The sequence below is a fragment of the Flagellimonas crocea genome (assembly GCF_033441595.1).
In the GTDB taxonomy this organism is placed as follows: domain Bacteria; phylum Bacteroidota; class Bacteroidia; order Flavobacteriales; family Flavobacteriaceae; genus Flagellimonas; species Flagellimonas crocea.
Map to the genome: position 1 here is coordinate 1 of NZ_JAUZVX010000002.1, position 24,401 is coordinate 24,401.

A 24,401-nucleotide genomic window follows, 5' to 3' on the forward strand; every position below is an offset into this window, starting at 1 on the left:
ATCTGTCCGTCGCTGGCCCCGCATGTTGAGGGCTGTACGGCCACTGCGGCTATGGTGGGGGCGTCGGGTGACGAGAGCACGACGTCGGGATCCTGTTGCGAGGTACAGCTGTTGACAGTGATGGCCAGGTTGCTGTAGTTGCCGGCTGCCAGTCCCGTTACGGTGGCGGCATTGGATGATACGGCCACGTTTGGGAAACTTCCCCCGTCATAGGCGATGGTATAGTTCCCGTCGGGCACGTTGGCAAAGGTGAACTGTATCTGTCCGTCGCTGGCCCCACATGTGGACGGCTGCACGGCCACGGCGGCTATGGTCGGTGCGTCAGGTGACGAGAGTACGACATCTGGGTCCTGTTGAGAGGTACAACCGTTGGCGGTGATCTTTAGGTTGGAGTAGTTGCCTTCAGACAGTCCGGTGACTGTGGCCGTCCCTCCAGAGACGGTGACATTGGGAAACGTACCCTCGTCATAGGCTATGGTATAGTCCCCGTCGGGCACGTTGGTAAATGCGAACTGAATCTCCCCGTCGTTTCCTCCGCATGTAGAAGGGGGAGTACTGTCCACTACAGTGATGATAAGTGGGGCCTTCAATCCAATTGAAAATACATCTAAATGTTCAAAATCAACATCATCAAAAAAGACATATTGACTATCAGCACTTGTCGCCATAATAAGGTCAACAGTCCCATTAGTAAAATCCCCATTTCCATCTCGATCTATCATAAGATGGATGCGGCATGCATCGTTGGGAAGGATATTGGAACCGGAAAGGTCAAACCGGACACTGACCCCGTAAATGGGATCAACCCCTGTTGAAAATGTTTTTTGGACTTTCCATTCTCGAGGGATTCTAGTTACAATCTCGTCAGATGCAGGTAACTCAATATTTGTTGTGTCCAAACCTGCATGATCATTGCCCCATATCAAATAATTATGACGGTATGAGGTTAGTGATGTTCCAGCCCAAGGATAATTATCGATTTCTGGTCTGGACTGATCTAGATTGTCTGTCGTAAAGTTTGAATCGGTAGACATGGTGACAATGGCCTCATCGTTCTCACTTTTTGCAATGCGTTGGTGCAGGTTGTATCTTAAATCTGGTCCGTCATCTTGATATCTATCTCTTGCCAATCCTGCTATGTCAAAACGGTAGTTGGAATCGATGGTGGGATCCCATATAGTTGTGCCATCTGCAGCCAAGTATGTGAAACCTTGATTTCCTACCACACTTCCCAAAGCACCAGCGTTGTTCAAGGTAATACCATATTTAATGGCCAAATAGGATTGCGCCTGTGTTATGGAAGTTGCATCCAAAGCACCGTCTGCCAATAGTATTTCGGCTATATTCCCTGTGAGGTTGCGGTTGGGGTCGTTACTATTGAAGTGCTTACCGATACTGTTAAAAAAGAACAGACTATTTGCTTCATAAAAGCCAGGTCCTCTTGTTACGGAAATATCGTGTATACCATTTACGAAAGTGTCGAGGTTTTCTTGAAACGATAAAGGGAGTGCGTCTCTGGTGAATACCCCAATAGTCGGTTTACCTTCTAAATCTATTGTCCCTGATTGAAAAAATCCTCCACCATCGTTGAGCCAAGTTCTTCCAATGGAGAAACGGTTGCCATCTGACACGCCCAACGATAAATTTGTTGTACGCTGTTCAACATTGACCGAACTGTGATGTGCATCTACATCGCCGCCAAACAATAGACGTTGGGTCTCTGCTGTGTTTCCTGCTCCTTCTGCGCGGAAGGCTATAAAAATGGTTATATCATCTCTTGAGACAGAACGCATAACAAGTGCATCTCCCTCATCACTTCCATCGAATTCAATGGATGGATTAAAGTTCATATCATTTCTTCGCAGTGTTGGAAGACCTGGGGTCGACCCCGAAGGAGTTAAAAATAAGTTATATGGACCGCTATTTGGAAATGGGTAATCAAAGCCAGCTGGAAATACTAAATTGAAGTTTGAGGAAGGCCATACGACGGCATCTTGTTTATCAGGTACGGTATAATCGACCAAATCGTACCAAGTGTTAACGATTGTTCCATCACCTGGTGCAAAAGGAGTATACAGGTGTAAATCTCCAAGGGGTAAAGGATCACTGTTTACGGCGCGATCTGCACTGTACCATGTGTCTACTTCAATTTGTCCAAAAACAGTGTTTCCTGTAAGCAGGACAATAAATAAGGAGGTCGTGACCAAGATTTTTTGACTCTTGGATTTTTTATAGGGCTTGTTTTGCACTTGAAATGACTTCAATGCATGAGAAAGAGAACTAAGTAGAAGTTTAGCCATAAGGGTCAAGTTTTATTAAGATTTCTTGGTGGGGCCGATCAAGAAATAGATTTGGTATTATAAATTAAAGGACTAATTAGGTAAGAATTAGGGGTGAATTTACCTATGGTGGGTTCCAATTGACGAATGGGCTAAATGGATCAATGTGTGAGAAAGTAGGCTGATTTTCAAAATGTTAAAAATGTAGGAATTTGCCTCATAAATAAATTGATGTTTGTGCCTATCCATAAAAAAGCCGCCAAGGACATCTTGGCGGCTGTGTAGAAGAAGTTTTGCAGTTACACCAAAGCTAGATTTCTACGGGATATTTGAATTACGATATGATGGTTATTTGATCAGGTTAATTTCCACCCTTCTATTCTGCTTTCTGCCCAAAGAAGTGGAGTTGGAAGCTATTGGCTTATCTTCTCCATACCCTATAGCGGACAATCTGTTTCCTGAGATTCCCTCATTGATCAAAAAGTCCCTCACAGAATTTGCACGAGCTTCGGATAGCTTTTGGTTGCTTTCACTGCTTCCCACACTATCGGTATGTCCTTCAACTGTGAATTTAGCCGTTGGATATTCATTAAGTATTTGAATGATATCTACCATGACGGATACGGATTCAGTTTTGATCGTGGCTTTGCCGGTATCAAATAGAATGGTCTTGGCGTAATCGTTCAGTTGTTTTTGTACTTCTTGGGTTACCTCTGGACATCCGTTGTTGCTTACCGGTCCTGCTACTTGTGGACATTTGTCGTCCATATCTGGTAAAGTATCGCCATCGGAATCAGGACATCCTTCATATTCTTTTGCACCAGGTACTTCTGGACATCTATCTTTTTGGTCCACAACACCGTCACCGTCCGTATCCGGGCATCCATTGAATTCTATCAATCCTGATATATTTGGGCAATCGTCATCTTTATCCAATACTCCATCACCATCGGAGTCCTCCCATGGGCATCCGTTGTTTTCCATTGGTCCTGCCTCATTGGGGCAATTATCGTCCTTGTCCAAGATGCCATCTTCATCGCTATCTTCCCATGGGCATCCTTGGTTTTCTATTGGGCCTGCGATTTCGGGACAATTATCTTCTTGATTTATTATTCCATCATTATCCTTGTCCCTTAACTTACTATGGTGAATAGGTACTTTTATACCAGCAAAGAGGTCTAAACCTTTAGAATCTTTGTCCAAAAATGATGAAAGGATAGATCCTGATCCCATGTAAAGGGGGCCTAACCTTAGGCCTGTTCCCCATTGTAAACCAACTCCATTAATGAAACTAATGGGAGAGTAAACGCCCAACCATGTACTTTCAAACCTTGGAGTGAACCTGTATTGGTTCAGAATTCGGCCAGTGTTGACAATATCGGTGGATGTAAGCGAAATATCTGCGTTCAGGTTAAGATAAAAATTGGAATTTAAGCTCCAATCCATATTTGTATGAAGCGCCGTTGGCAATGTATAGTCTCTTGATGGTATATCGTAAACGAGTTCAAAATTGTCGACCAATGCTTCTTCCAGCACATCACCATCAAAATTATCTATGCTCTGGGTTCTGTTAAGATCATAATAGCGGTCCCTACCATTAATCCCTGTTATCTTACCAATATCGGTAATGGATACGCCAACTTTAAGCTTGTATTTGTTTGCTCCTCTGTTAACTACTGAATTTCCATTCGCTTTTAGCTTGGTATACTTGGCATGGTCGGGCCGCCATTCATATATAAAACCTACATCGGCTCCAAGACCGTTCCCATTGTTGAAATCCAATACCTCCCCGGTATGTCCCTGTTCATCTATATCTCCTGTGTCGCCAAGACGCAACCTCCCTGTTGTGGTGACCTCCCTGTTTTCGGAATCGTAGTCTACAGTAAGATCAGACCCAAGTATGTAGGCGTTTCCAAGGGATTGAATCAGCTTTACGGATACACCTCCCTTTAAAAAGTTTTCCCCATCGTTTAAAAGCACTCGGGCATATGTTGCGCCCAATTCGCCCCAAAGGGTAAAAGAGCCGGAAATGTCATCCTCCGTCAAAGTAAAATCTTCTGATTCATTGAACCCGCCTTCTTTTTCCAAAAGATTACCGTTGGCATCATTAAGGTTGAAAAGGCTTCGCCCCCTTGTGAAAATGGCCAAGGAGTGTTTTTCGCTCATACTGATCATTACCGATGGACCTAATATGTCTACGTTAAAGGACAGAAAATTTTCGGTGGTGGGAAATGTGGATGCATCATCAAAAACAGTGCTGAAATCCCTGAAAGCATCCCCCATGTTGACCCCGATATAGTCGTTTCCGTAAAACGCGCTAATACCAGCAAGGTTAACATCTGTTTTAAGTCTGGAATCGGCAATGTTCGCAGGGTTTGAAATTATACCGTGCACACCACTGTAGTTATCTTCCAAGAAACCTACATAGGATTGTGCCGATACGAGATATGCCGAAAAAAGAAGCATAACCGTCAAAAAAATATTTTTTGAATACATAACTTAATTTTTTTAGTCGCCCGATGGGCTAGGGTTATTGTTTTACATTGTTTTGACCTCAAATAGAATACAAATACTTGTTTAAAAGGGTGCTCAATGCACGAAAGGGGTGTTTGAGTTGACGGATGGGGCAAATGGATTTATATAGATTTTTGAAGTAACCGTTTTTTGGTGCTTTTTTAGCTCAATGGATGAAGGACTGAGGTATTGTTTTTTATTTGGAAAGAGGAATAAAAAGGGCATAAAAGCAAAAACCATTACAACCAAGGAATTAAGAAATTCCTTGGCGTAACGGAAACCTCAACTAAACTAAACACTTTTAGGACCAACAGTCATCAAAAGTGAATTGCTATATGTGCATACGTTAAAAATTGATCTTGCTTGTTCAATATTGCTTAACGCTTGATTGCAGTACAAACATAGAATCATTTTATGGGATTAAATGGGTGCGATTGACGAATGCCCTGTTTCAGTTTATGAATGCCCCATTTGACTTGAGGAAGAAAAAAGAGGGCATAAAAAAACAGCCCTTTTTTGGGCTGTTTTTAATATTGTTCGGAATGGAACTGATTATTCAACTTCTTCTACGGATGCACCGGGGGCATTCTTTTTAACAGAGGCGATACCATTTTCCATGGCGGATTCACTGGAATACATTTCGCTATTGCCAATAACTTGGCCGTTGGAAGCTTTTAGGTTAAAGTATGGACTCCCGTCTTTCGCTGTGTTTCTTTCAAAGTTGTCATCGTCCTGTGAATGTTTTTTCACTGATTCGATACCATTTTCGCAAGCAGATTTGGTGGTGTACCCTTGGCTGCTCAAAATAACTTGGCCATTTCCAGCTTTTAAATTAAACCTGAACTTTCCGGCTTTATCCGTGCTAATCTCAAATTTTCCCATATTTTATATATTTTAAGTAATAAATCTAGAGATTTTCTTAAAAAACTACCAATAAATACGTTGAAATTTGATAATAAAATAAAGTTTCAGACCTTGCTGGATGTGCCTTATAAAAAAAAGGAGGCCAATGGCCTCCTTTTTTAGTTTGATATAATATATAGGTTATACCCTTATCTGGCCATCGCCAAATACGTAGTATTTGTTGGTGACCAATTGTTTTAGGCCCAATGGTCCCCTGTGGTGCAATTTATCCGTACTGATTGCGAGTTCCGCACCTACACCCATTTGTCCACCATCGGTAAATCGAGTGGAGGCGTTTTGGTACACGGCCGCACAGTCTACGTTTTCCATGAATGTTTTGGCAACATCATTGTTTTCCGTCATTATGGAAGCGGAGTGTCCACCGGAGTTTTTGTTGATTTTCTCCATGGATTCTTCAATATTATCGACAGCACCGATAACACACTTCATGGCCAAGAACTCTTCTTGCCAAATGGATTCATCGGTAATGGTATCCTCATTGGTCAAGGTTTTTTTGACTTCATCGTCCACAATAATGGATACATTGTTTGCCGTAAGTACTTGTTGTAATTCCTTCAGCTTGTTTTCGTAACCATCAATTTGAGTATCTATGAGGATTTTATCCAATGCATTACAGGCCGAAATTTTATGGGTTTTTGCATTCAAAATCACTTTTAAGCTTTTTTCCCAATCGGCTTGTTTGTGAACATACAGGAAATTGTTCCCTCTACCACTAATTAGTACTGCACACTTGGCATGTTCTTTTACAAAATTGATCAAGCGTTCACCGCCACGGGGAACAATAAGATCAAGCTCTTGGTCAGGATTTCTTAAGAACTCCTGTGTTTGGGTCCTGTCCATCTCCATAAACTGGATATAATCTTTGGACAGACCGTTCTCGGTAAGTGCTTGGTGCCAAAACTTAACCAAGGCCTTGTTGCTATGGTAAGCCTCCTTACCTCCTTTGAGCAATATTTTGTTATTGGCCTTGAATGCCAGTACGGCTGCTTCAATGGTCACATCGGGACGGGATTCATATATGATCATGATTGTCCCGAAAGGCGCCGTTCTGTTGATGATTTTTAGCCCATTGTCCAATTCTCTTGTGGAGATTTCCTGGTTTACAGGATCATCTTGCAAACGGACTTCCTTTACGGCCTGGATCATTTGATCCACTTTATTTTGGTCCACTACCAAACGATCGTACAATGCTTGATCGTCCCTGTTAAAAGCGTCTAAGTCTTTCTTATTTGCTCGGAGCAGTTCTTCCCGATTTTCATCAAGGATACGCTCCATATCTTGTAATACTTTATTTTTTAAATCTGTTTTTAATAATTTCATTGTTGTTATTTTGAAACTTCAGTTCCTACGTTTTTTCCTTCTACAATATCTAAAATGACATTTTCTCTTTTACCATTAACAATGTAGGATGGTATGTTGTCGGCTGCGGCCTTTTGGGCATAGCTTAGTTTTGAGCCCATACCGCCACGGCCTTCGCCTTCTTGTTTGTTTCCTTCTTCAATATACTTGTCCAAGTCTTCTTTTGGTTCGACTTTGCCAATAACCTTTGAGTCGGCCTTGTCCGGATGACCGTCGTAAAGACCATCGATATCTGTCATTAATATCAGCTTGTCGGCCCTCATCAATTGGGCAAGCAAGGTGGCGAGCTCATCGTTGTCCGAGAACATGGACATGGATACGGAAACGGCATCATCCTCATTGGCTATCGGTATAACTCCTTCGGAAAGGAGTCCTTCGAGACAATTGATCATATTGTCACGGTGCACTCCGGGGTTAAAATCCCTTTTTGTGGGAAGCACCTGGGCACATTTCATACCGTAGTCGTTGAATATGTTATAATAATGCCTCATCATTCTGGGTTGCCCAATGGCAGAGTAAACTTGCCTCCGTTGGGTCTTGTCCTTGATTTTGGCTTTTCCCAGTACCTCTTTACCGGCGATTACCGATCCAGAGGAGACCAAAATGGTCATGATATCTCTTTCGTATAGCTCAGCAATTTGTTGCACCAAACTGTTGAGCACTGGTCTTACAATTCTGTTGTCTTTATTGGTCATCACGTTTGTACCTACTTTGATGACCACTAGTTCTTTATACATGATTTAGTATTCTTCGCCTAGTTCCACAGCCCTACTAAAGGCCGCAAAGGCAGCTTCTTTGATTAATTCGTTTACATTATTGTCTTGCATGGAGTCCAGGGCGGCCCTTGTGGTACCTCCCTTTGATGCTACCATTTCCATCCAGGTGTCGGGGTTGAGATTGTTCTGATTGAACAATTCCACGGCCCCGGTAAAGGTTTGGCTTACCAATACCTTGGACACGTTTTCACTAAAGCCCATTTGCAGTGCGGCCTCCATCATACTCTGCATAAAATAGAATACGTAGGCCGGCCCACTTCCGGAAATTCCCGTGGAGGCATCAATGAACTTTTCATTTTTTACCCTGAGCGATTTCCCTGTGGTATCCAACAAACCTTCTACCATAAAGAGCTCCAAACGGGAGACTTCTTCGGCGGAAACATAGCTGGTGAGTCCCTTGCCCACTTGTGCGGGAAGGTTGGGCATGGCCCTGACCACTTTTTTGATGCCAAGGGCTTCCTGTATATAGTTGATGGTGACCCCTGCCATTATGGAAATGAACAATTGTTCCGGGTTAACCAATGGTTTCATGCGTTGAAAAAGTTCCTCGGCATGATAAGGTTTTACTGCCAAAAAGATAATGTCCGCCTGCGGAACGCAGTCTTCAATTTTATCTATGGCATCGAAATAGGCAATTTTGCCAACTTCTTCCAGTTTTTCTTTGGACTTGTCCAATACCATGATGTTGCGTTTTTTCAACATTTTTGATTTGGACATACCTGTGGCATAGGTAAGCCCCATGTTACCTGCGCCAATTACCAATACTTTCATTGTTTATATTAAAGGGTTAAAGAATAAATTCTGGTTGCTTTATGATAGCACATTACATTCCTTGCAATCTTTGATTTTACCGTAATAGGTTCCGCGATATTTGTGCAAAGTGCGGATGGGAAGTCCCATAACATATCTTTTTATGTATGTTACACGGGTGGTAAGCTCCCCCATTTTAACGCTGTAGCGTTTTTCATATCTGGTTTCCCTTTTAATTCTTGAAAGTCTCATTTTGTTTTTGATACTTTGGTTTTTAAAATTATTGGTCTTCCTGTTCGTTCAGGAATTGTTCCTTGTATTGTGCCTTTTTTAATGTTTTTCGGCGTTCTACTGATTTTTTTGTGTATTCTTGGCGACTTCGAATCTGGTCCAAACGCTTGGTGTTCCTGTATTTTCTTTTGTAGCGTTTTAGAGCTCTTTCGATACTTTCGCCTGGTTTTACTTCTATTTTTAACATATAATGGTTTATCTGTTCAATCTCATTTCTAAATGGGTCGCGTTGAACCCTTTCTCTTCAAAAAATTTTTTATTGGGGTATTGATTTTCATCCGTAATGTGAATGGCAACGTCCCCTTTGCAATATTGGAGGGTATAGTCCAATAGCTTTTGTTCGATGTTGTCTCCCCTGTGGTCCCGGTGAATCACGAAGAACACCAAGAAATTTTCGGGGATATAGTCTCCCATACCTGTTTTGTTCACTACGGCCAAACCTAGGATTTCATCTTTGTCCTCCATGGCAAAAACATAACCGCCCAATCCGGGAATGTCCTTTGTGGAATACTGAATTGCTTTTCTTATAGCTTTCTTCGTAGCTTTTTTTCCTTCTTGGTGGGCAAAAAGGAAGTTCGCAAATCGGTCTGCTTCCATGGTAGAAAGCCTGGTGTAGGCATCGTAGGTCTTGATTACCATACTTTTATTTTGAACGATAATGATTTTAATTTTTTAGTTAACAGTTAGAATTAGGGCATAATGGAAATAGCGGAACTTATTTTTCCGAAATTCCCATACTAATTGGGTCAACTTCCCGGGTTAGGGGAAGGTCGTTATCGTGTAGGCGGGATGAACTTATCCGACTGGTTTCTGAATACCAGATAATGGAAACTTAAAATTCTGCAGTTTTTTCTCTCGTGGAGCTTGACGTTCATCGGGGCAAAGGTATGAAAAACCGTCGTTAAATCCCAATTATACTGGGCTTTAAGATTATTATAACGCTTTTTTAAGGCTGTTTCTCCATATCGAAAACGTTGTAATAATGGACAGTTTTAGGATAAAGGAATGCCTCCAGCATCTTATTTAAAAATCATAGATTAACATACCCTTTCTCCTCCTTGCCTGCATTTGTCTTAGCGGTGCCGCCCTTGAAATTTTCAAAAAAAGATATCAGTTTGCTATTCTCATGGTCCCAGTAAAAAGCATTTTCCATGTTTATACTGATCAAGGTCAAATTGGAATCTTCTTTCCCATCAAACCATTTTAGCAGGTTGGAGTTCCAAAGCTCATCTCTTTTTTGGGTCGCTTTAATATGAGTGGCATTTCCGAAAATAGAAATGTAGCTCTGTTTTGCATCATCGGTGTAGATGATCTGCACCCTGTTATCATTCTCAATATCCTTGAAAAGCCCACTTTCTTTGGACACAAAAAACCATAAATCGCCTTTTTCATCCATTTGCTGCAGGGTCATTGGGCATACCGAGATTGGGATTTTATCCAATTGGCTCCCCACCATTACGGTTTTTTGTTCGTCTATCAAGGTTCTTAGTTTTCTGAGCCCTTCCGGGTTCTTCATATAATTTTTTTTATCCATCTTTCTTTTTGTTTTTGAATTTTTGATTCGCTGATTATCTACCTATTTGGCAGTTTTATCAAGCATCAACGGGAAGGTAAGAAGTATAAATCGGTTAGTTTTGCTCAAATGATGTTATGTTTAACGGTTTTGCCAATAATAAATATGGTTGGCACCAACACGGTATCGAGATACGCAAAAGCGTAGCGACAATATTTTGGACGGGTTGCAAATAAAAAAGTAGGATGAGGGTGTGTTATTCGGTTTTTACTTTTGGTAGAATAAGCTTAAAAGTGGTGCCTTTTCCTTTTCCCTCGGATTCGGCCGTTATAGTTCCCCCGTGGGAGTCCATTATTTTTTTTATCATATAAAGCCCAAGCCCTGTACCCTTGACATTGGAATGAAAGCGTTTAAAAGGTGTAAAGAGTTCTTTTAAAGAACTTTTGTCCATACCCGAACCATTGTCGCGGACGCGAAATATGTTCGTTTCCCCGTTGTCCTCATATTCAATATCAATGGTGGGGTTTGGTTGGTCTCCCATGTATTTTATGGCATTATCCAGTAAATTGTTGAAGACCTGAATTATTCTTTTCCGATCTCCATAGATAGGGGGTAGGTTTTCTGATATATTAAGCTGTGTTTTGGAAGTTTCGAGTTTAGCCTTGATCAGGTTGCTGGTATAGTTCAGAATCTCGTTGGTATCCAATACTTCGTTTTGATTTTCAATCTTGCCCAAATGAGCTATTTTGGCAATATCGTCAATAAGTTCGCTCATATTGTTACAGGACAAATCTATCAGGGTCAAATATTCTTCTACCTCTGGAAAATCCTTAAGACTGATTTCCATCGGAATCAGGTTGGCCATTCCCCTAATGTTGTTCAATGGACTCTTAAGGTCATGGGAAACGGCATAGGTAAACCGCTGTATTTCTTCGTTTTTTTGTTCCAGATTTTTCTTTGCCTCAACGAGCTTTGCTTTCTGTTGTTGCAACTCCCTGGTGCGCTCGTCTATTTTATGCTCCAAGATCTGTTGGTTTTTCTTGTAGTTCCTTACTTTGATGTAATAGGCCATGTATAAACAGAATAGAATACATAGTATAAGCAATGTCCTGAACCACCATGTTTGCCAAAACGGTGGGATAATTTGAATGTGCAGACTTGTTTCGTTGTTGACCCAAACACCATCGGAATTGGTAGATTTGATTCTTAAGGTATAATCTCCTGGGCTTATGTTGGTGTAAGTTGCGCTGGATTCATTTCCCACATAGTTCCAATCTGTTTCGAAACCATCCAAATAATAAGCGTAATTCACTTTTTCGGGGTGTCGATAGGTAAGTGCCTTAAAATCGAAATTGAAGACCGATTGATTATAATCAAAGCTCAGTGAATCGGTTTGACCAATGTCTTTTTGTAGAACACCACTACCATCATTTGGGGAGACAGGACGGTTGAATAATTTGAGTTCGGTTATAAGTATGGGCGGGACATCCTCTCTTTTTTTGACTTTTTCAGGGTCGAATATGTTCAGGCCGTTTATACCGCCAAAAAGGTATTCTCCTTTTTCGGTGGTCAGAAATGATTTTGGGTTAAATTCATTTGACTGCAGACCGTCGGCAATGTCGTAATCGATTGTTTCGCCCGTTCCCACATCAAACCTAATCAAGCCACCCTCAGTGCTCAACCATAGTTCGTTATCGGCATCATTTGGAATAATGCCCTTAATGGCATCGTCCACCAATCCATCCGTGCGAGTAAAAGTCTGGAAGGAATCACTGTCGGGAAGGTATTTGTTCAGTCCTCTTTGTGTCCCTATCCATATTGTACCATCATTGTCTTGGACAATGGTATTTACATAATTATTGCTTAAAGATTGTTCGCCTTGATTTTTGTAATAATGTACAATTTCCCAAGAGTTATCCTTTTCCGTCAACTTAAAAAGACCCGAAGTTTGGGTGCCAATCCAAATACGTCCGTTTCCATCTTCAAAAATGCTATAGGTCGAATTGATTTCTGAGCCATCTATCCCTGATGTTAGGGCGATGTCTTTATGTGTATTGGTCTTTGGATCATATAATTGTACACCATCAAAAAGGCTTACTATCCAAATTCGCCCCTGTTTGTCCTTTAACAGGCCAAAGACATTGTTCGATTTTAAAAAGGAGTTTTCGGCGTTCAAAACGGAAAATGTTTTGTTTCGGGTATTGAAGATGGTTATTCCCTTTTCCCAACTGCCCGCCCATAATTCATCCTCCTTTGTCTGGAGCAGCGACAGCACTACATTGCTTCCAAAATTTGAATTTTCGAGCGAAAAGTGCTCAAACGTATCGTTGGACCTGTTCCAGAAATTCAATCCGCCACCATCGGTGCCTATCCATATATTGCCTTGTGTATCTTCAACTAGGCCGTTTACCAGCCTATTGTTAAGGGAGTTTGCATCAAAAGGGTTTGTACTAATGTGCCTGAACTTGATGTACTCGGGGTCATAAAAACTTAAACCATTTTTAAATGGGGCCATCCATATTACGCCATTTTTTGCGGTAAGGAGAGACCAAATGGAATTGCCCGAAATGGAATTGGGTCGGGTTAAACTATACTTTAAATGACGGATGTGCTCCTTTGCTTGATCATAAATGAAGAGGCCGTTGTTTTCGGTACCTATCCAAATGGAGCCATCTATATATTTTGCTATGGAAAGAATGGCAAAACCAGGTGTGATTTCCTTTACTTTAGTTTGGAGACCTATTGATGGGCTTACGGTCAATTCTATTAAAGAACCATTTTTGGTGCCCAATAGAAAGGTTGATTTATCCGATTCCGTTGCTGCCGTGATATAAGTATCCAACTCAATATCGGCCAGGACTTCCAAATTTTTTGAAATAATGAAAACATTGGACCTGGAAATTAGAAGAAGCCTGTTGTCATCCAATGGGGTGATTTTAACCACATAATTTATATTGTAATTTTCAACATTGATCTCATCTTCAATCAAAAAATTTTTCGTCTCACCCGAATTTATGTTATATCTGTACAGACCTTCAGAATAAGTGCCCAGCCAAAGAACATCGTCTGTTTTTGCAATGGAATTAAAGCTATTTGTTTCGATTTCCTTTCCATCATTGCGAAACTCGAATGGTCTTATACGATTTAATTCACGGTCAAAAACATTGATTCCATGGTTTGTGCCTATCAATAGATCGTTCCCGTATTGATAAATGACATTAATGTTCCCGTTGGTGAGGCCTGTTTTTCCATTTTGACTTTCCTCGAATATCTCGAAATCGATACCGTCATATTTATTTAGCCCATTGGTTGTGCCTGCCCAAATAAAACCATAACTATCCTCGAACAGCACCCTTGCCGAACTTTGGGACATCCCAGTTTTTATGTGCTGAAAGTTGAAGGAATCTTCGGTTTGTGCATGTGTTAAGAGTGCCGAAGTCAGAAAAAAGTATAGCACTAAAATTCTCAAAACGTATTTTTGGGCCATCGTTACAACTTCAAACGGATTTAGGTTTTATCAACGTAATTTTAATATTAAAATTGTCTACTTTAACGTTTGCGGATCACTATTTTGGGGGAGGATTTTAGAAACAAACGCAAAGAGTACCAAGTCGAATAGCATGGTGTATGTGTATTCTCTCTCGGATGAAAGTGAACAATCAAATTGGTACAATATCGATTCGTTTTATTGTTTTGGCAAACTTAAATTAGGCTAAAACTTAAAGGTGATTTAATAGTCTCATACTTCATAGATGGTCATGCGTTTCAAATCAGATAATTGGTCATCAAGGATTTGTTGGATTGATCGAAATTTCGAAAAAGCTTGGTAAGCTGAACATACCAAAAGATTCTACGTTTGTGTTTGGCAAAACAAGGCACTACCATCTCCAATGCAAGTTTTTGTTGCAGAGCATTGTTCTCGGTAAAGATTAACTGATCATATCTGCTGTTTATCAGCAATGAAAGAATGGCCAAACGACCTAGCAGGCAATAAGTGATGAAAAGTTTCTCTTGTATACAGCCATAGCTTTCTTTTTCATTCAATGAAATCCCAAAATAAAAATGTTATTGGGACCGATGACATTTTTAAAAGTGTTCGATATAAGGTAAACAACAAACTTCAACACCGAACATTTATGAGAACACGTATTAAAAAAGGGAGCACGTACCTATTGTTGGTATTTTTATTAGTAGGGGCAATAGCCTGCAGTTCAAGCGATAGCGAAACACCTGTTGACCCCAACCCCATTGGAAATCCCGACCCGACCCCTGACCCTGACCCCAACACTCCTGAAACGCAAGAAGATATTTCAGAGGTGGATGATAACGTAACGGATTTTATGCAACTGTACGAAGTGCCGGGAGCTTCACTTGCCGTCAGCGTGAACGAAAAGATGGTCTACTCCAAAGGGTATGGTAAGGCCAATGTGGAGAACGATATCGATGTGTCACCGAACCATCTTTTTCGGATAGCCAGTATCTCAAAAGTATTTACGGCAACCGCAATCCTGAGTTTGGTCGATGACGGACAGCTGTCACTAGATGACCATGTATTTGGTGAGGATGGATTATTGGGTGAAGATTTTGGAACAGCAGTACTTACTGCAGATGAGCTCAATATCACCGTAGACCATCTTTTGCTCCATGCATCGGGCGGTTGGGGCACATCCACCGGGGGAGACCCCATTGATTACCAGCCTGCTTTGGGTCCAATGGATTTTATCTCTTACGTTTTGGAGAACTGGACGTTGAGCCATGCCCCAGGGGAGGCATTTAGTTATAGCAATACAGGGTACTGGTTGCTGGCCAGGATCACCGAACAGGTTTCCGGTCAGACCTATGAGGACTACATAACCGATTTATTGACCCCTATAGGTATAAGCACCTTTAAAACGACAACTTTTCGTGAAGATGACCTGGAAACTGATGAGGTGTACTACTACGGAATGGGTACCGATGCCAATTATATATTCACTATAGCCTCAAGAAGGGATGGTGATGGTGGGGTGGTCATCAGTGCTCCTGACCTGCTACGCTTCTTGTGCGCCATAGACGGGTCCTCTGGAAGACCGGATATACTGAGTGCCAATTCCATTCAACTATTGTCCGAGACCACCGAATTATCCAATCTGGGCAGGGGACTGGCCGTTTGGGCCGAACAGGGCGTCAGGTATTTTACAGGTAGTTTACCAGGAAATCGCTCATGGATGATGATTTCCAATAATGGACATACTGCGACCATCCTGTTGAATTTAAGAAGGACCGATACCGCCCAATTTGACAATGATCTCCAATCCCTGCTATTGGATATTGTAAATAACGGAAACATTCCATGGCAAACCGATTTAAATCAGTTTTAGCAGGTCCTTCAAACACATAAGTAATGTACACAATAACATTAAAAATTAAACATAGCCTTATGAAAAGATTAATGCTAGCGGTGATGCCTTGTCTGTTGATTGTTTCTTGTTGGGGAAAATCCAGTGGCAGTGCACCTGAAATGGATTCTGAAGAAATTGAATATTCCTATCGGACCGTTGATGAAGATTTAGAAGATAGTACCCTCGATAGCCGGGAACATATATCGTCTTCAAAGGGTACACGTTCAAGCTCGACCAAAGTACATCAATTAATAGACGCCAGGACGGGCCTTGTCGTGAACAGTACCGAATATCCGGCAAGTTGGAATGTCATATCCAAACCATCTTATACCATTGACCAAAAATTGCCCGCCTTTTTAATACAGATAACAGGGCCAAATGGGTTAAAAAGCTTTAATACCCCAATACGGTACCACGTGTATTACCAAGACCCTCAGCTGGCCCAAATAATGCGTGACACTCCGTATGGGCAATTGATAAGGCCCCTAACAGATCCCAGGCAAATTTTTAGCGAGGAAGTAAAAAGTCGTATGGTGAACAGTGGTTTTAAATACCTGGGAGAACTTGAGCAGCCCGATTTGACCCAGTACCTGAGGAACAAGATCGCGTCCAAATCACAAATGAATACGTCCTTGTCAATGTATAATACGGAGTGGGAAAATAGTTCTGGGCAAAAAGCAATGGCTAGCATCTCATTGATAAGCATGCAACAACCCACTATATCCGGTAACATGATGGTCTGGTTCTATTCCGTCAATTATACTTTTGTGGATGAGGGGACCTATGAAAGGACGCTTGAAAGTTTGAAGGAGGCCACCTTCAGTTATAGGGAAAACCCGCAATGGGAGCAATATGTGGCCCAGTTGGGACAACAACGGGCACGGGAAAACCAACGAAGGGCACAAGTGGCCGCCGCCCAGCATCAGGACAGGATGCAGGCCCGATGGGCCGCTTTCAATGCCCATCAGGAAAAGATGAAGGGTATCTGGGCCGCCCAAGATGCCAACCACGCCTCCTTTATGAACCGAAATTTTGGGGCCGGGAGCGATGCGGGCCAACGGCAGTTCATCAATATGATCAATGAAGAGGAAACCGTCTACAATCCACTCACGGGAAGCAATTACCAAGTAGATGCCGGTTCCACCGAGTATTGGATGGACAGTGATGGAAACTACATCCAGAACGATAATCTTTTCTATACCCCCAATGGGGATATCAACCTTAATAACCGTGAATGGGTCAAGGTGGAGAACGCCTATTGATGACATTTTTTTATAACCACGATACTTAATAAACCTCTAAACTTTAAGCAATGAAACATTTTAAAATAATTTATGTAATCCTTGCCCTTGTTGTTGGCGTATCATGCTCTAATAACGATGAAGGCGATGCACAACAGGTCATTTTTGCTGGAAATTGGTCAGGTACCTATGTGGGTGATGATAGCGGGACATGGACCGCGTCCATTGACGATGAGGGTACTGTGCAAGGAGAGGCCTTGTCCAACGATTCCGATCAACCTCTTCCTTTGGAAGGGCGCATTGATTCCAGTGGGGATTTCAGGGCTACATTGGGATCCGTACAATTCGGTGCAACCTTTGAAGGTGTCTTTACCCAGGAAAACGCCTCAGGTACTTGGGAGAACGAGACATATGAAATTTCGGGCACTTGGACAGGAACCAAAGATTAGTTGAAGAAGAAAACCAATATAATACACTAAACATGAAAATTCCATATAAGAAAATTGTAATTGTATTCTTTGTTTTGGCGCTCGACATTGCTTGTAGTTCCAATGACAATGGAAATGACCCAATGACTGATGATGATATCTCACAGACCGATGACGACCCTACACCAACAGATGATGACCCAGGCAGTGGTGAAGGATATGAAATGGCGGATGTTCGAGTGTTGTTGCCCGAAAATGGGAATGTGGATCTTACGGATGCCAAATTGGTATCATTGGGTGCCGATTCCGATGTGGATGCCAGTGGGATGGGCAAATTGCCCTTGAACCGTGGAACCGTCGAAGCGGGTTATCTCTTGGATGCGGACAATCGCATTCTGCTTGCCGGCTTTCTTTCGGAGGAACGGAGCGAACTTTCCATCGAGACCACGGCAGAACAGATGGTTTATTATGCACTGAGCTATCATTTGTTGCCCGAAAGCGCCAAAAGTGCTTTTTTGAAAAGCGTAGGACAAACTCCTGGATTTCCAAATTTCGTAGAAGAGATTCGGACATTGTTTGAAAGCAATCCCCTGATGTATAGCGAAGGGAGTTATGAAGCGGCGTTACAGGCTTTTTTGAATCAAATAACCGCAAAGCACCCAAAGGGGGTGGAAAATCGGATTTTCTTCAACGACGAAAATACCAAAAGCGGGGTTACCTTGTCAAGTGTTGACTCTACCAGAATAAAATTGCAAAATTCCCTGCCAAGAAGGTCCAGGGTGGTGATTTACAAAAAGAGTTACAAAAATCGAAACGGAGACCTTTTTGAGATTCCGAACTATACCTCAGACATCTTTGCAAATTTTGATTTGGAGTCGGGAGGGTCAAACACGATACAAGAAATGGAAGTAGGGTACTCGCTCCAACAGATCAATGCCCAACAAGCATCTATAGACAATGCCATAGAGACCGAACCCATCCTATTACCGGTAAACCCTGCCTCTGAATTTGTGGCCGAATATGAAGTGGTCATCATTGGTTCCGGACAGCCCAACTCTGAGGTTCGGGACATGACCGCCCAAGAGCGCGAGATATATACCGAAATCAATAAAAAGACCTACGTGTTGGATTATTTTTTACCTACCCTTCTGGATATAGGCGGTAATAAATCATTGCTGCCCCCCTTTGGCAGCGAGAAGGAGAATGCGCTTTACAATGCGGTACTTCCCGTACTTGAACAGTATCCCAATGTGATTGATGAGGTGGTCCAAAACGAGTTTAAGGAAGCGACGAAAATCTTTCTTCCCGCTTTGTACGAAGATGTTCGTTTGAGCGATGATTTAAGGGGAATATTAACGGATGTGTACAGGGTTTTATCTGGTAATGGAGACTTTCCAAATACGTTTATTCAGAGCCAAGAGTTGATTGAAACCGGTTATCCAAGAACAAAATACATATTGTCCGTTATTGATAAAAATATCAAAGCAACCAATTACTACGCCAATTTTAGCGGCCTTCGTACCACGGCATTCAATTTTGAAAGCTGGGAGGTCAAATCCATTGATGCCGTGGTGGAACTGCAGCGGGACAATGTTGAACTCTGTTTGGGCGAGTCCGCCGAGCTGCGTGTGACGGCCAATACCGATTACGAACCGGAAGTTGAGGATTTTGAGTTCCATTGGAGCACTTCGAACGAATTCGGGGGTAGGGTACAGGATATCGGTGGTGATGCCACTAATTTCGGTGTGTCGATTGTCACAAACAACAATTATGTATCCTACATCAGTACAGCATTGGAGTCTGAATTGGGAGCTGGTAACAATATGGAGACTGTGACCGTAATTTTGTATTTCCGAAATAAAAATACAGGGGAACTTACTGAGGCCGGACGGGACAGCATGACCGTAAATAACAAGAAAGGGTGTGAGTCCTTTACGGTGTCGTTTGAAAGACAGCCAAATATTAGGGAGGTTCCTATCCTTTCTTGTAATGATTATATTGGATACCAAGCTTTTAGCCCCGTTCCCTATACCGCAGATTTTGCCGCGGTGGAAGGTGCTGTCGCTTATAAGGGGATTATTACCTCAAGTAATGGTGTGGTAAATCAGGAAAGGGTTTGGAAACTAAGCGATTTAGAGGATGTTGGAAGCGGTACGCTAAGAATTAACTCTGGGGTTGGTAGCATCATAATTTATGAGACGTGCGATGCTGCCGAGGCGGAGACACGTGCACAAGAGTTCGTGGACAATATCAATGTGGAACCTTCGACTGTTAAAATAACGCCTATTTTCAATTAGGATATGAATTTTATCGAGGAAAATGAGCGTCAATCTTATAAATTAGATAAGAAACTGAAATGTTGTAATTTCCCCATGCTTTCCAAAAAGTATGGGGAATACAAAGAAAAAAGAGACCGACCGGATTCTAGAAGGCTTCAGAAGGAATGAGCAAATCATTCTGGAAGGGGTCTATCGAAATGTTTTCCCTAAGGTTAGAAACTATGTGTTGAACAACAGTGGTGACGGGGCCAAGGCCAAGGACGTTTTTCAAGAGGCCTTTATTGCTTGCTGGCAGAATGTAAAGGACGATAAATTTGATGGAACCGGAAGCTTGGAGGCTTATTTGTTTACCATAGCCAAGAACAAATGGACGGACTATCTCCGATCGACCCAGTACAAAAAAACGGTGCATCAGGATGTTGTACATCTAACGGATGAAGAGGAAGATGAACATCGCACGGACCAAGACATCATCAAAGAACAGGATATACTAAAACAGGCGCTTGGAAAGTTGGGTGAAAGTTGTAAGAAACTCTTAACGCTCTTTTATTTTGAGCGAAAGAACATGGAAGATATCGCAGATATTATTGGTATTAAGGCGGCATCCGCCCGGAACAAAAAATACCGGTGTATGGAGCAATTGCGTGCCTTGGCCGAGCAAATCAAAAACAATGGATAAGAAACCTACATATGGGACCTCAGAAGAGCAAGATCTCTTTGAGAAGTACCTTTTGGATGGAATGGAAGCCCAGGAAAGAACGGATTTTGAGTCCTTGTTACTTTCCGATAAAGGGCTCAATACCCGGTTTTTGGAATTTAAGGCGATGTTCAGGGCCATTGAGGAAGACGGTCTCCGCACTAAACTGGAGGATTTTCATAAGGATTTGGAGAATGATGTGCCCATAAGATCCATACGACCTAAATTTTATCGAAGTAAGTATGGATGGGCCGCGGCCATCACACTTTTGATGGTCATGGGAGGATGGTGGTACGCCATTAGTCCCAATTCAGAAGAAAGGCTTTTCAATGCGTATTTTACGCCCGACCCTGGTCTGCCCACGGTCATGGGGAACAGCGATAACTATGACTTTTATGAGGCCATGGTGGACTATAAACAAGGGAAATATACCACTGCCATACAAAAGTGGGAGGGACTACTGCCCAAGAAAAAGAACAATGATACACTGAATTATTTTTTGGGTGCGGCCTATTTGGCCAATGGAGAAGCCGAACTCGCGATTCCTTATTTTGAGCGGGTGATCAAAAAAGAAGAAACTACTTTCATGACCGAGGCGGGCTATTATAAAGCACTTGCCCATTTGCGCAATGGGGATAGGGAAGCTGCTGAACAAAGTTTGGAGCGTTATTCGGATGAAAAGGGCAAGCTATTGTTGGAAGACCTCAAAGAAGAATAAAAGATATGGACCGGTATTTGGCACATCTGCTTTTTGGGTCTTTACTTTTTATTCAAATCGCTGTGCATGCCCAACAACATCCCGTATTGAAACAATTGGATAGCCTTGTTGAAGTGGACAGTTTCAAAGCGGTCCAGGATATCATTGCCGATCAGGAGGCCTTAGCCAAAAAAATAAAAACGGGGTTGAACTTGGGCAAGCTGGTGTACCCAATGGCAAAAACGGAATTTTTGTTGGACAATCGGACCAGTTTCCCGAAGTCAGAGCAGCTTTTGGAAACCTATGGAGCTACCGGTCAACCTGATTCTGTTCGCTATGAAGCATTTTTGGGAATGGGTCTTGCACATGTGGACCAAGGTACCGTGGATGAAGCACAGAAATATATTGTTTTTGCAAGTTCCATTGCCCACGCCATGCAGGACATCGGAAAAATGGTTGCCTCCGAGTACCACTTGGGGGAGATAGGATTGAAACTTGGCGACATTGGCCAATTGATGGAACGTACCGACAATGCCCTACGGTTGATGGAAAACTATCCTAAGGGGAATTACCCTTTGGCCCCTAGAATATTCAATTATAAAGGGTCTCTCATGCACTTTACGGCGAAACCGGATAGCGCCAATTATTATTTTGAAAAGGCCCTACAACGCATAGACCCTACGGACAGTAATCCAGAATACCGGTACTACCTTCCAGGAACAATTTACGGTAACTGGACCATGGTCAAGCAAAGTGCCGGTGACTACGACACGGCCATGAAACTCACTTTGAAGAGCATATCAAGTTTCAATAATTTCTTGCAAAGGACAAACAATAATCCCCTAACGGAAAAAGTTCACGGCAACCTGTCCATTGCCTATCGAAATCTGGGCAGTCTGTACAACGACCTTGGCGATAAGGAAAAGGCCATTCAAGTGGCCACAATGGGGTATCACCATGCCAAAAAGTATTTTCTTCCCAATACGGTCCAGTATTTTAGCGCGATATTGATGATGGGGGAGGCCCATCTCTACGGGGAACGCCTAGGAAAGGCAAGAACCTTTCTTGACGAAGCAGAGGCATCCTTGAACTCTATACCAGGGGACAATTGGTCATATGCTGCCAATTTATACCATGCCATGGCCGATTTGGAAAAAAAAGCAGGCAATCTCTCTGCTGCCATAACCAACTACCAAAAGACCCTTAAAGCTTATAGTGCTAGCAGCCCGGAGGAATTCAGCCAAAATATTATTTATGCCCGTTCCAATTTGGCCCTGACCTACGCAGAGAATAAACAGTTTGACCGATCAGAAGACCTTTTGGAGCAAACTTATTCAAAAGTGGCGGCAACTTTTGGTAGCGAGAGCTATTTGGCACATATGATACAGCGTACCCAATTGAAGGTGTCCTATTTAAAAGGAGATTTTAAGAAAACCATACAGTTGTGCGAACGGTTATTGGAGGTCTATGGAAATGAGGGAAAACTGGAGAACAGACCATATCTTTGGAGTGAACAGAACGAGATTCTGTTGTTTTTGGCCAGATCAAAATTAGAACTGTTGCCCCATTCGGTGCAAACCCTTGAGGATATAGCGAAGTTGGTTGACGAGGCCACGTCCTTAGTGGAGAAACGGAAATCTCTGATTACAACGCCCGAAGGGGTAAGTAACCTGATCGCAGACAATGAGGAAACCTTCAATTTGGCCAAAAAGGTGTATCTTGAACTATATGACAAAACCAAGAACAAAGATTTTCTGGATAAGGTCGTGGCACTGCACGAGTCCTCGATCTACAACCGTATCCGAGCACGTTTGAACCTCGCCGGAAACATCTTGGTTCCTGATGATATCAAAGAGGAAGAAAGTAATTTACGGGACGAAATAAACAACTTTTTTGAGGTTGCGGAGAACGGCACACGGTTCGATGTTGCCCAATGGGATTCGCTCAATCAATCCTGGAAGAATCATTTGCAATCTCTTCAAAAGAAGCACCCGGAGTATTACAGGATGAGATATGCCGCTATCGTGGCTCCCCTCAAAAATTTAAGAGAGCATACCCCGCACAATACAACACTGGTACGGTATTTTTCTGATGAAGCAAACCTTTATGCTTACGTTTACCAACGGGATAGGTCCAAGTTGTTGAAGTTAGGACGGACTAAGGACCTTTGTATATCCGTTATTTCCGATTACAATACGGTTGGGGAAGAACTGTATGAATGTCTGTATGAATTGTACCAAAAGCTGTGGAAACCGCTGGAAAGCTTAGTATCAACGGAAAACGTAATTATATTTCCAGATGGTGAACTTTTTAATCTGGCTTTTGAGCTCCTCACTCCGCAAAGGGTGCATTCCGATAGTGAATTGGCTACGGGAAGTCTCTTGGCCAAATATAATATATCGTACAACTATAGCTTGTTCATGCTCGATAATAACCAAAAGGTAGTCGGGTATAGGGAGGATTTTGTTGCTTTTGTGCCGGAGTTTGATGAAAAAATGAAGGAAGATTATCAAATGGCCGTTTCCGATTCGTTGTATTTGGACAAGACCTATCTGACCTTACTGCCTCAACCGTTCAGTACTGAACTGGTAAAAAAATTCAGCCGAAAATTTGATGGAAGTTCCTTTTTGAACGAAAGGGCCTCCAAACCTTTGTTCACTAAACATGCGAGAGAGCATAAGATCATACATATTGGAACCCATGCCGAATCCAATAACGTGAGCCCCGAACTTTCACGGCTGGTATTTGCCAAAAACGTATCGGATTCCGTGGATGTCAATGATAATTACCTGTATACCTATGAAATCTACAATCAAAACCTCAGTTCCAATTTGACTATACTGACGGCCTGTGAGACGGGGAGACCGACTTATCAACCTGGAGAGGGTATGATATCATTGGCACATGCATTTAACTATGCGGGCAGCGAAAGTGTTTTGACCAGCTTATGGCAGATTGATGAAAAATCCAGCAATCAAATATTGGAAAGCTTTTACGGCCACCTGTTGAGCGGAAAAGCCAAGGATGAGGCCCTTCGTTTGGCAAAGTTGGATTATTTGGCCCATGCGGAAGGACGTGCCCTGCACCCACAATACTGGGCGGGTTTGATCTTGATGGGAGATACGTCCCCTGTGGAACTCTCACAGACCAAGCTTTGGCCCTTATGGGGCTTTGTGGCCTTGATTCTGGTTTTATGGGTTGTTGTTGTGGTCCTCAAAAAGAAAAGCTCCCATAAAGGGAGCAGATCCAAAACCAACTAACTACTGAGAACA

General features: G+C 42.4%; 17 protein-coding genes and 1 pseudogene. 7 read left to right on the forward strand and 11 right to left on the reverse strand.

The genetic code is table 11. From position 1 onward, the window contains the following. The 11 genes and pseudogenes from SD449_RS05210 to SD449_RS05260 all read right to left on the reverse strand — a co-directional run. Window positions 1–2,300, reverse strand: a pseudogene (locus SD449_RS05210) (hypothetical protein); the annotation flags it as partial. Window positions 2,301–2,627: 327 nt separating this feature from the next. Then, a complete protein-coding gene (locus SD449_RS05215) occupies window positions 2,628–4,775 on the reverse strand; it encodes a DUF5723 family protein (protein WP_318309203.1) in 2,148 nt (715 codons plus the stop codon). Window positions 4,776–5,345: 570 nt separating this feature from the next. Further along, window positions 5,346–5,675, reverse strand: a complete 330-nt coding sequence (locus SD449_RS05220) for a YegP family protein (RefSeq protein WP_318309204.1) — start codon at window positions 5,673–5,675, stop codon at window positions 5,346–5,348. 162 nt (window positions 5,676–5,837) lie between these two features. Next, entirely contained in the window at window positions 5,838–7,037 is a 1,200-nt protein-coding gene (locus SD449_RS05225) for a glutamate-5-semialdehyde dehydrogenase (protein WP_318309206.1), read from the reverse strand. A gap of 5 nt (window positions 7,038–7,042) precedes the next feature. Continuing rightward, window positions 7,043–7,813 (reverse strand): glutamate 5-kinase, encoded by a 771-nt coding sequence (proB, locus tag SD449_RS05230; RefSeq protein ID WP_318309207.1) that lies wholly within the window; start codon window positions 7,811–7,813, stop codon window positions 7,043–7,045. A gap of 3 nt (window positions 7,814–7,816) precedes the next feature. Then, the gene (gene proC / locus SD449_RS05235) at window positions 7,817–8,623 is read right to left on the reverse strand and encodes a pyrroline-5-carboxylate reductase (protein WP_318309208.1); all 807 of its coding nucleotides are present in this window, start codon (window positions 8,621–8,623) and stop codon (window positions 7,817–7,819) included. A gap of 39 nt (window positions 8,624–8,662) precedes the next feature. Beyond that, window positions 8,663–8,854, reverse strand: a complete 192-nt coding sequence (locus SD449_RS05240; RefSeq protein ID WP_318309210.1) for a hypothetical protein — start codon at window positions 8,852–8,854, stop codon at window positions 8,663–8,665. 28 nt (window positions 8,855–8,882) lie between these two features. Continuing rightward, the gene (rpsU, locus tag SD449_RS05245) at window positions 8,883–9,080 is read right to left on the reverse strand and encodes a 30S ribosomal protein S21 (protein WP_014033016.1); all 198 of its coding nucleotides are present in this window, start codon (window positions 9,078–9,080) and stop codon (window positions 8,883–8,885) included. Window positions 9,081–9,088: 8 nt separating this feature from the next. Next, window positions 9,089–9,532, reverse strand: coding sequence for a GNAT family N-acetyltransferase (locus SD449_RS05250; protein WP_318309213.1), 444 nt, complete (start codon window positions 9,530–9,532; stop codon window positions 9,089–9,091). A 391-nt stretch (window positions 9,533–9,923) separates the two neighbouring features. Further along, the gene (locus tag SD449_RS05255) at window positions 9,924–10,427 is read right to left on the reverse strand and encodes a pyridoxamine 5'-phosphate oxidase family protein (protein ID WP_318309215.1); all 504 of its coding nucleotides are present in this window, start codon (window positions 10,425–10,427) and stop codon (window positions 9,924–9,926) included. Window positions 10,428–10,662: 235 nt separating this feature from the next. Continuing rightward, on the reverse strand, window positions 10,663–13,875 hold the full coding sequence (locus SD449_RS05260) for a two-component regulator propeller domain-containing protein (protein ID WP_318309216.1): 3,213 nt from the start codon (window positions 13,873–13,875) through the stop codon (window positions 10,663–10,665). 667 nt (window positions 13,876–14,542) lie between these two features. On the opposite strand from SD449_RS05260, the gene SD449_RS05265 reads away from it, so the two are divergent. From SD449_RS05265 to SD449_RS05295, 7 genes are all read left to right on the forward strand, one after another. After that, entirely contained in the window at window positions 14,543–15,766 is a 1,224-nt protein-coding gene (locus SD449_RS05265) for a serine hydrolase domain-containing protein (RefSeq protein ID WP_318309218.1), read from the forward strand. 59 nt (window positions 15,767–15,825) lie between these two features. Then, the gene (locus SD449_RS05270) at window positions 15,826–17,049 is read left to right on the forward strand and encodes a hypothetical protein (protein WP_318309219.1); all 1,224 of its coding nucleotides are present in this window, start codon (window positions 15,826–15,828) and stop codon (window positions 17,047–17,049) included. A 50-nt stretch (window positions 17,050–17,099) separates the two neighbouring features. Continuing rightward, window positions 17,100–17,477 carry a hypothetical protein gene (locus tag SD449_RS05275; RefSeq protein WP_318309221.1) on the forward strand — a complete coding sequence of 126 codons (378 nt, stop codon included), beginning with the start codon at window positions 17,100–17,102 and terminating at the stop codon, window positions 17,475–17,477. A 32-nt stretch (window positions 17,478–17,509) separates the two neighbouring features. Beyond that, complete coding sequence (locus SD449_RS05280) at window positions 17,510–19,753, forward strand: hypothetical protein (RefSeq protein ID WP_318309223.1); 2,244 nt, start codon at window positions 17,510–17,512, stop codon at window positions 19,751–19,753. A gap of 91 nt (window positions 19,754–19,844) precedes the next feature. After that, window positions 19,845–20,414: an RNA polymerase sigma factor gene (locus SD449_RS05285; protein ID WP_318309225.1), complete on the forward strand. Its 570-nt coding sequence runs from the start codon at window positions 19,845–19,847 to the stop codon at window positions 20,412–20,414. Next, complete coding sequence (locus SD449_RS05290; RefSeq protein ID WP_318309226.1) at window positions 20,407–21,150, forward strand: tetratricopeptide repeat protein; 744 nt, start codon at window positions 20,407–20,409, stop codon at window positions 21,148–21,150. The genes SD449_RS05285 and SD449_RS05290 overlap by 8 nt, the downstream gene beginning before the upstream one ends. 5 nt (window positions 21,151–21,155) lie before the next feature. Beyond that, window positions 21,156–24,389 carry a CHAT domain-containing tetratricopeptide repeat protein gene (locus tag SD449_RS05295; RefSeq protein WP_318309227.1) on the forward strand — a complete coding sequence of 1,078 codons (3,234 nt, stop codon included), beginning with the start codon at window positions 21,156–21,158 and terminating at the stop codon, window positions 24,387–24,389. Window positions 24,390–24,401 lie beyond the last annotated feature (12 nt).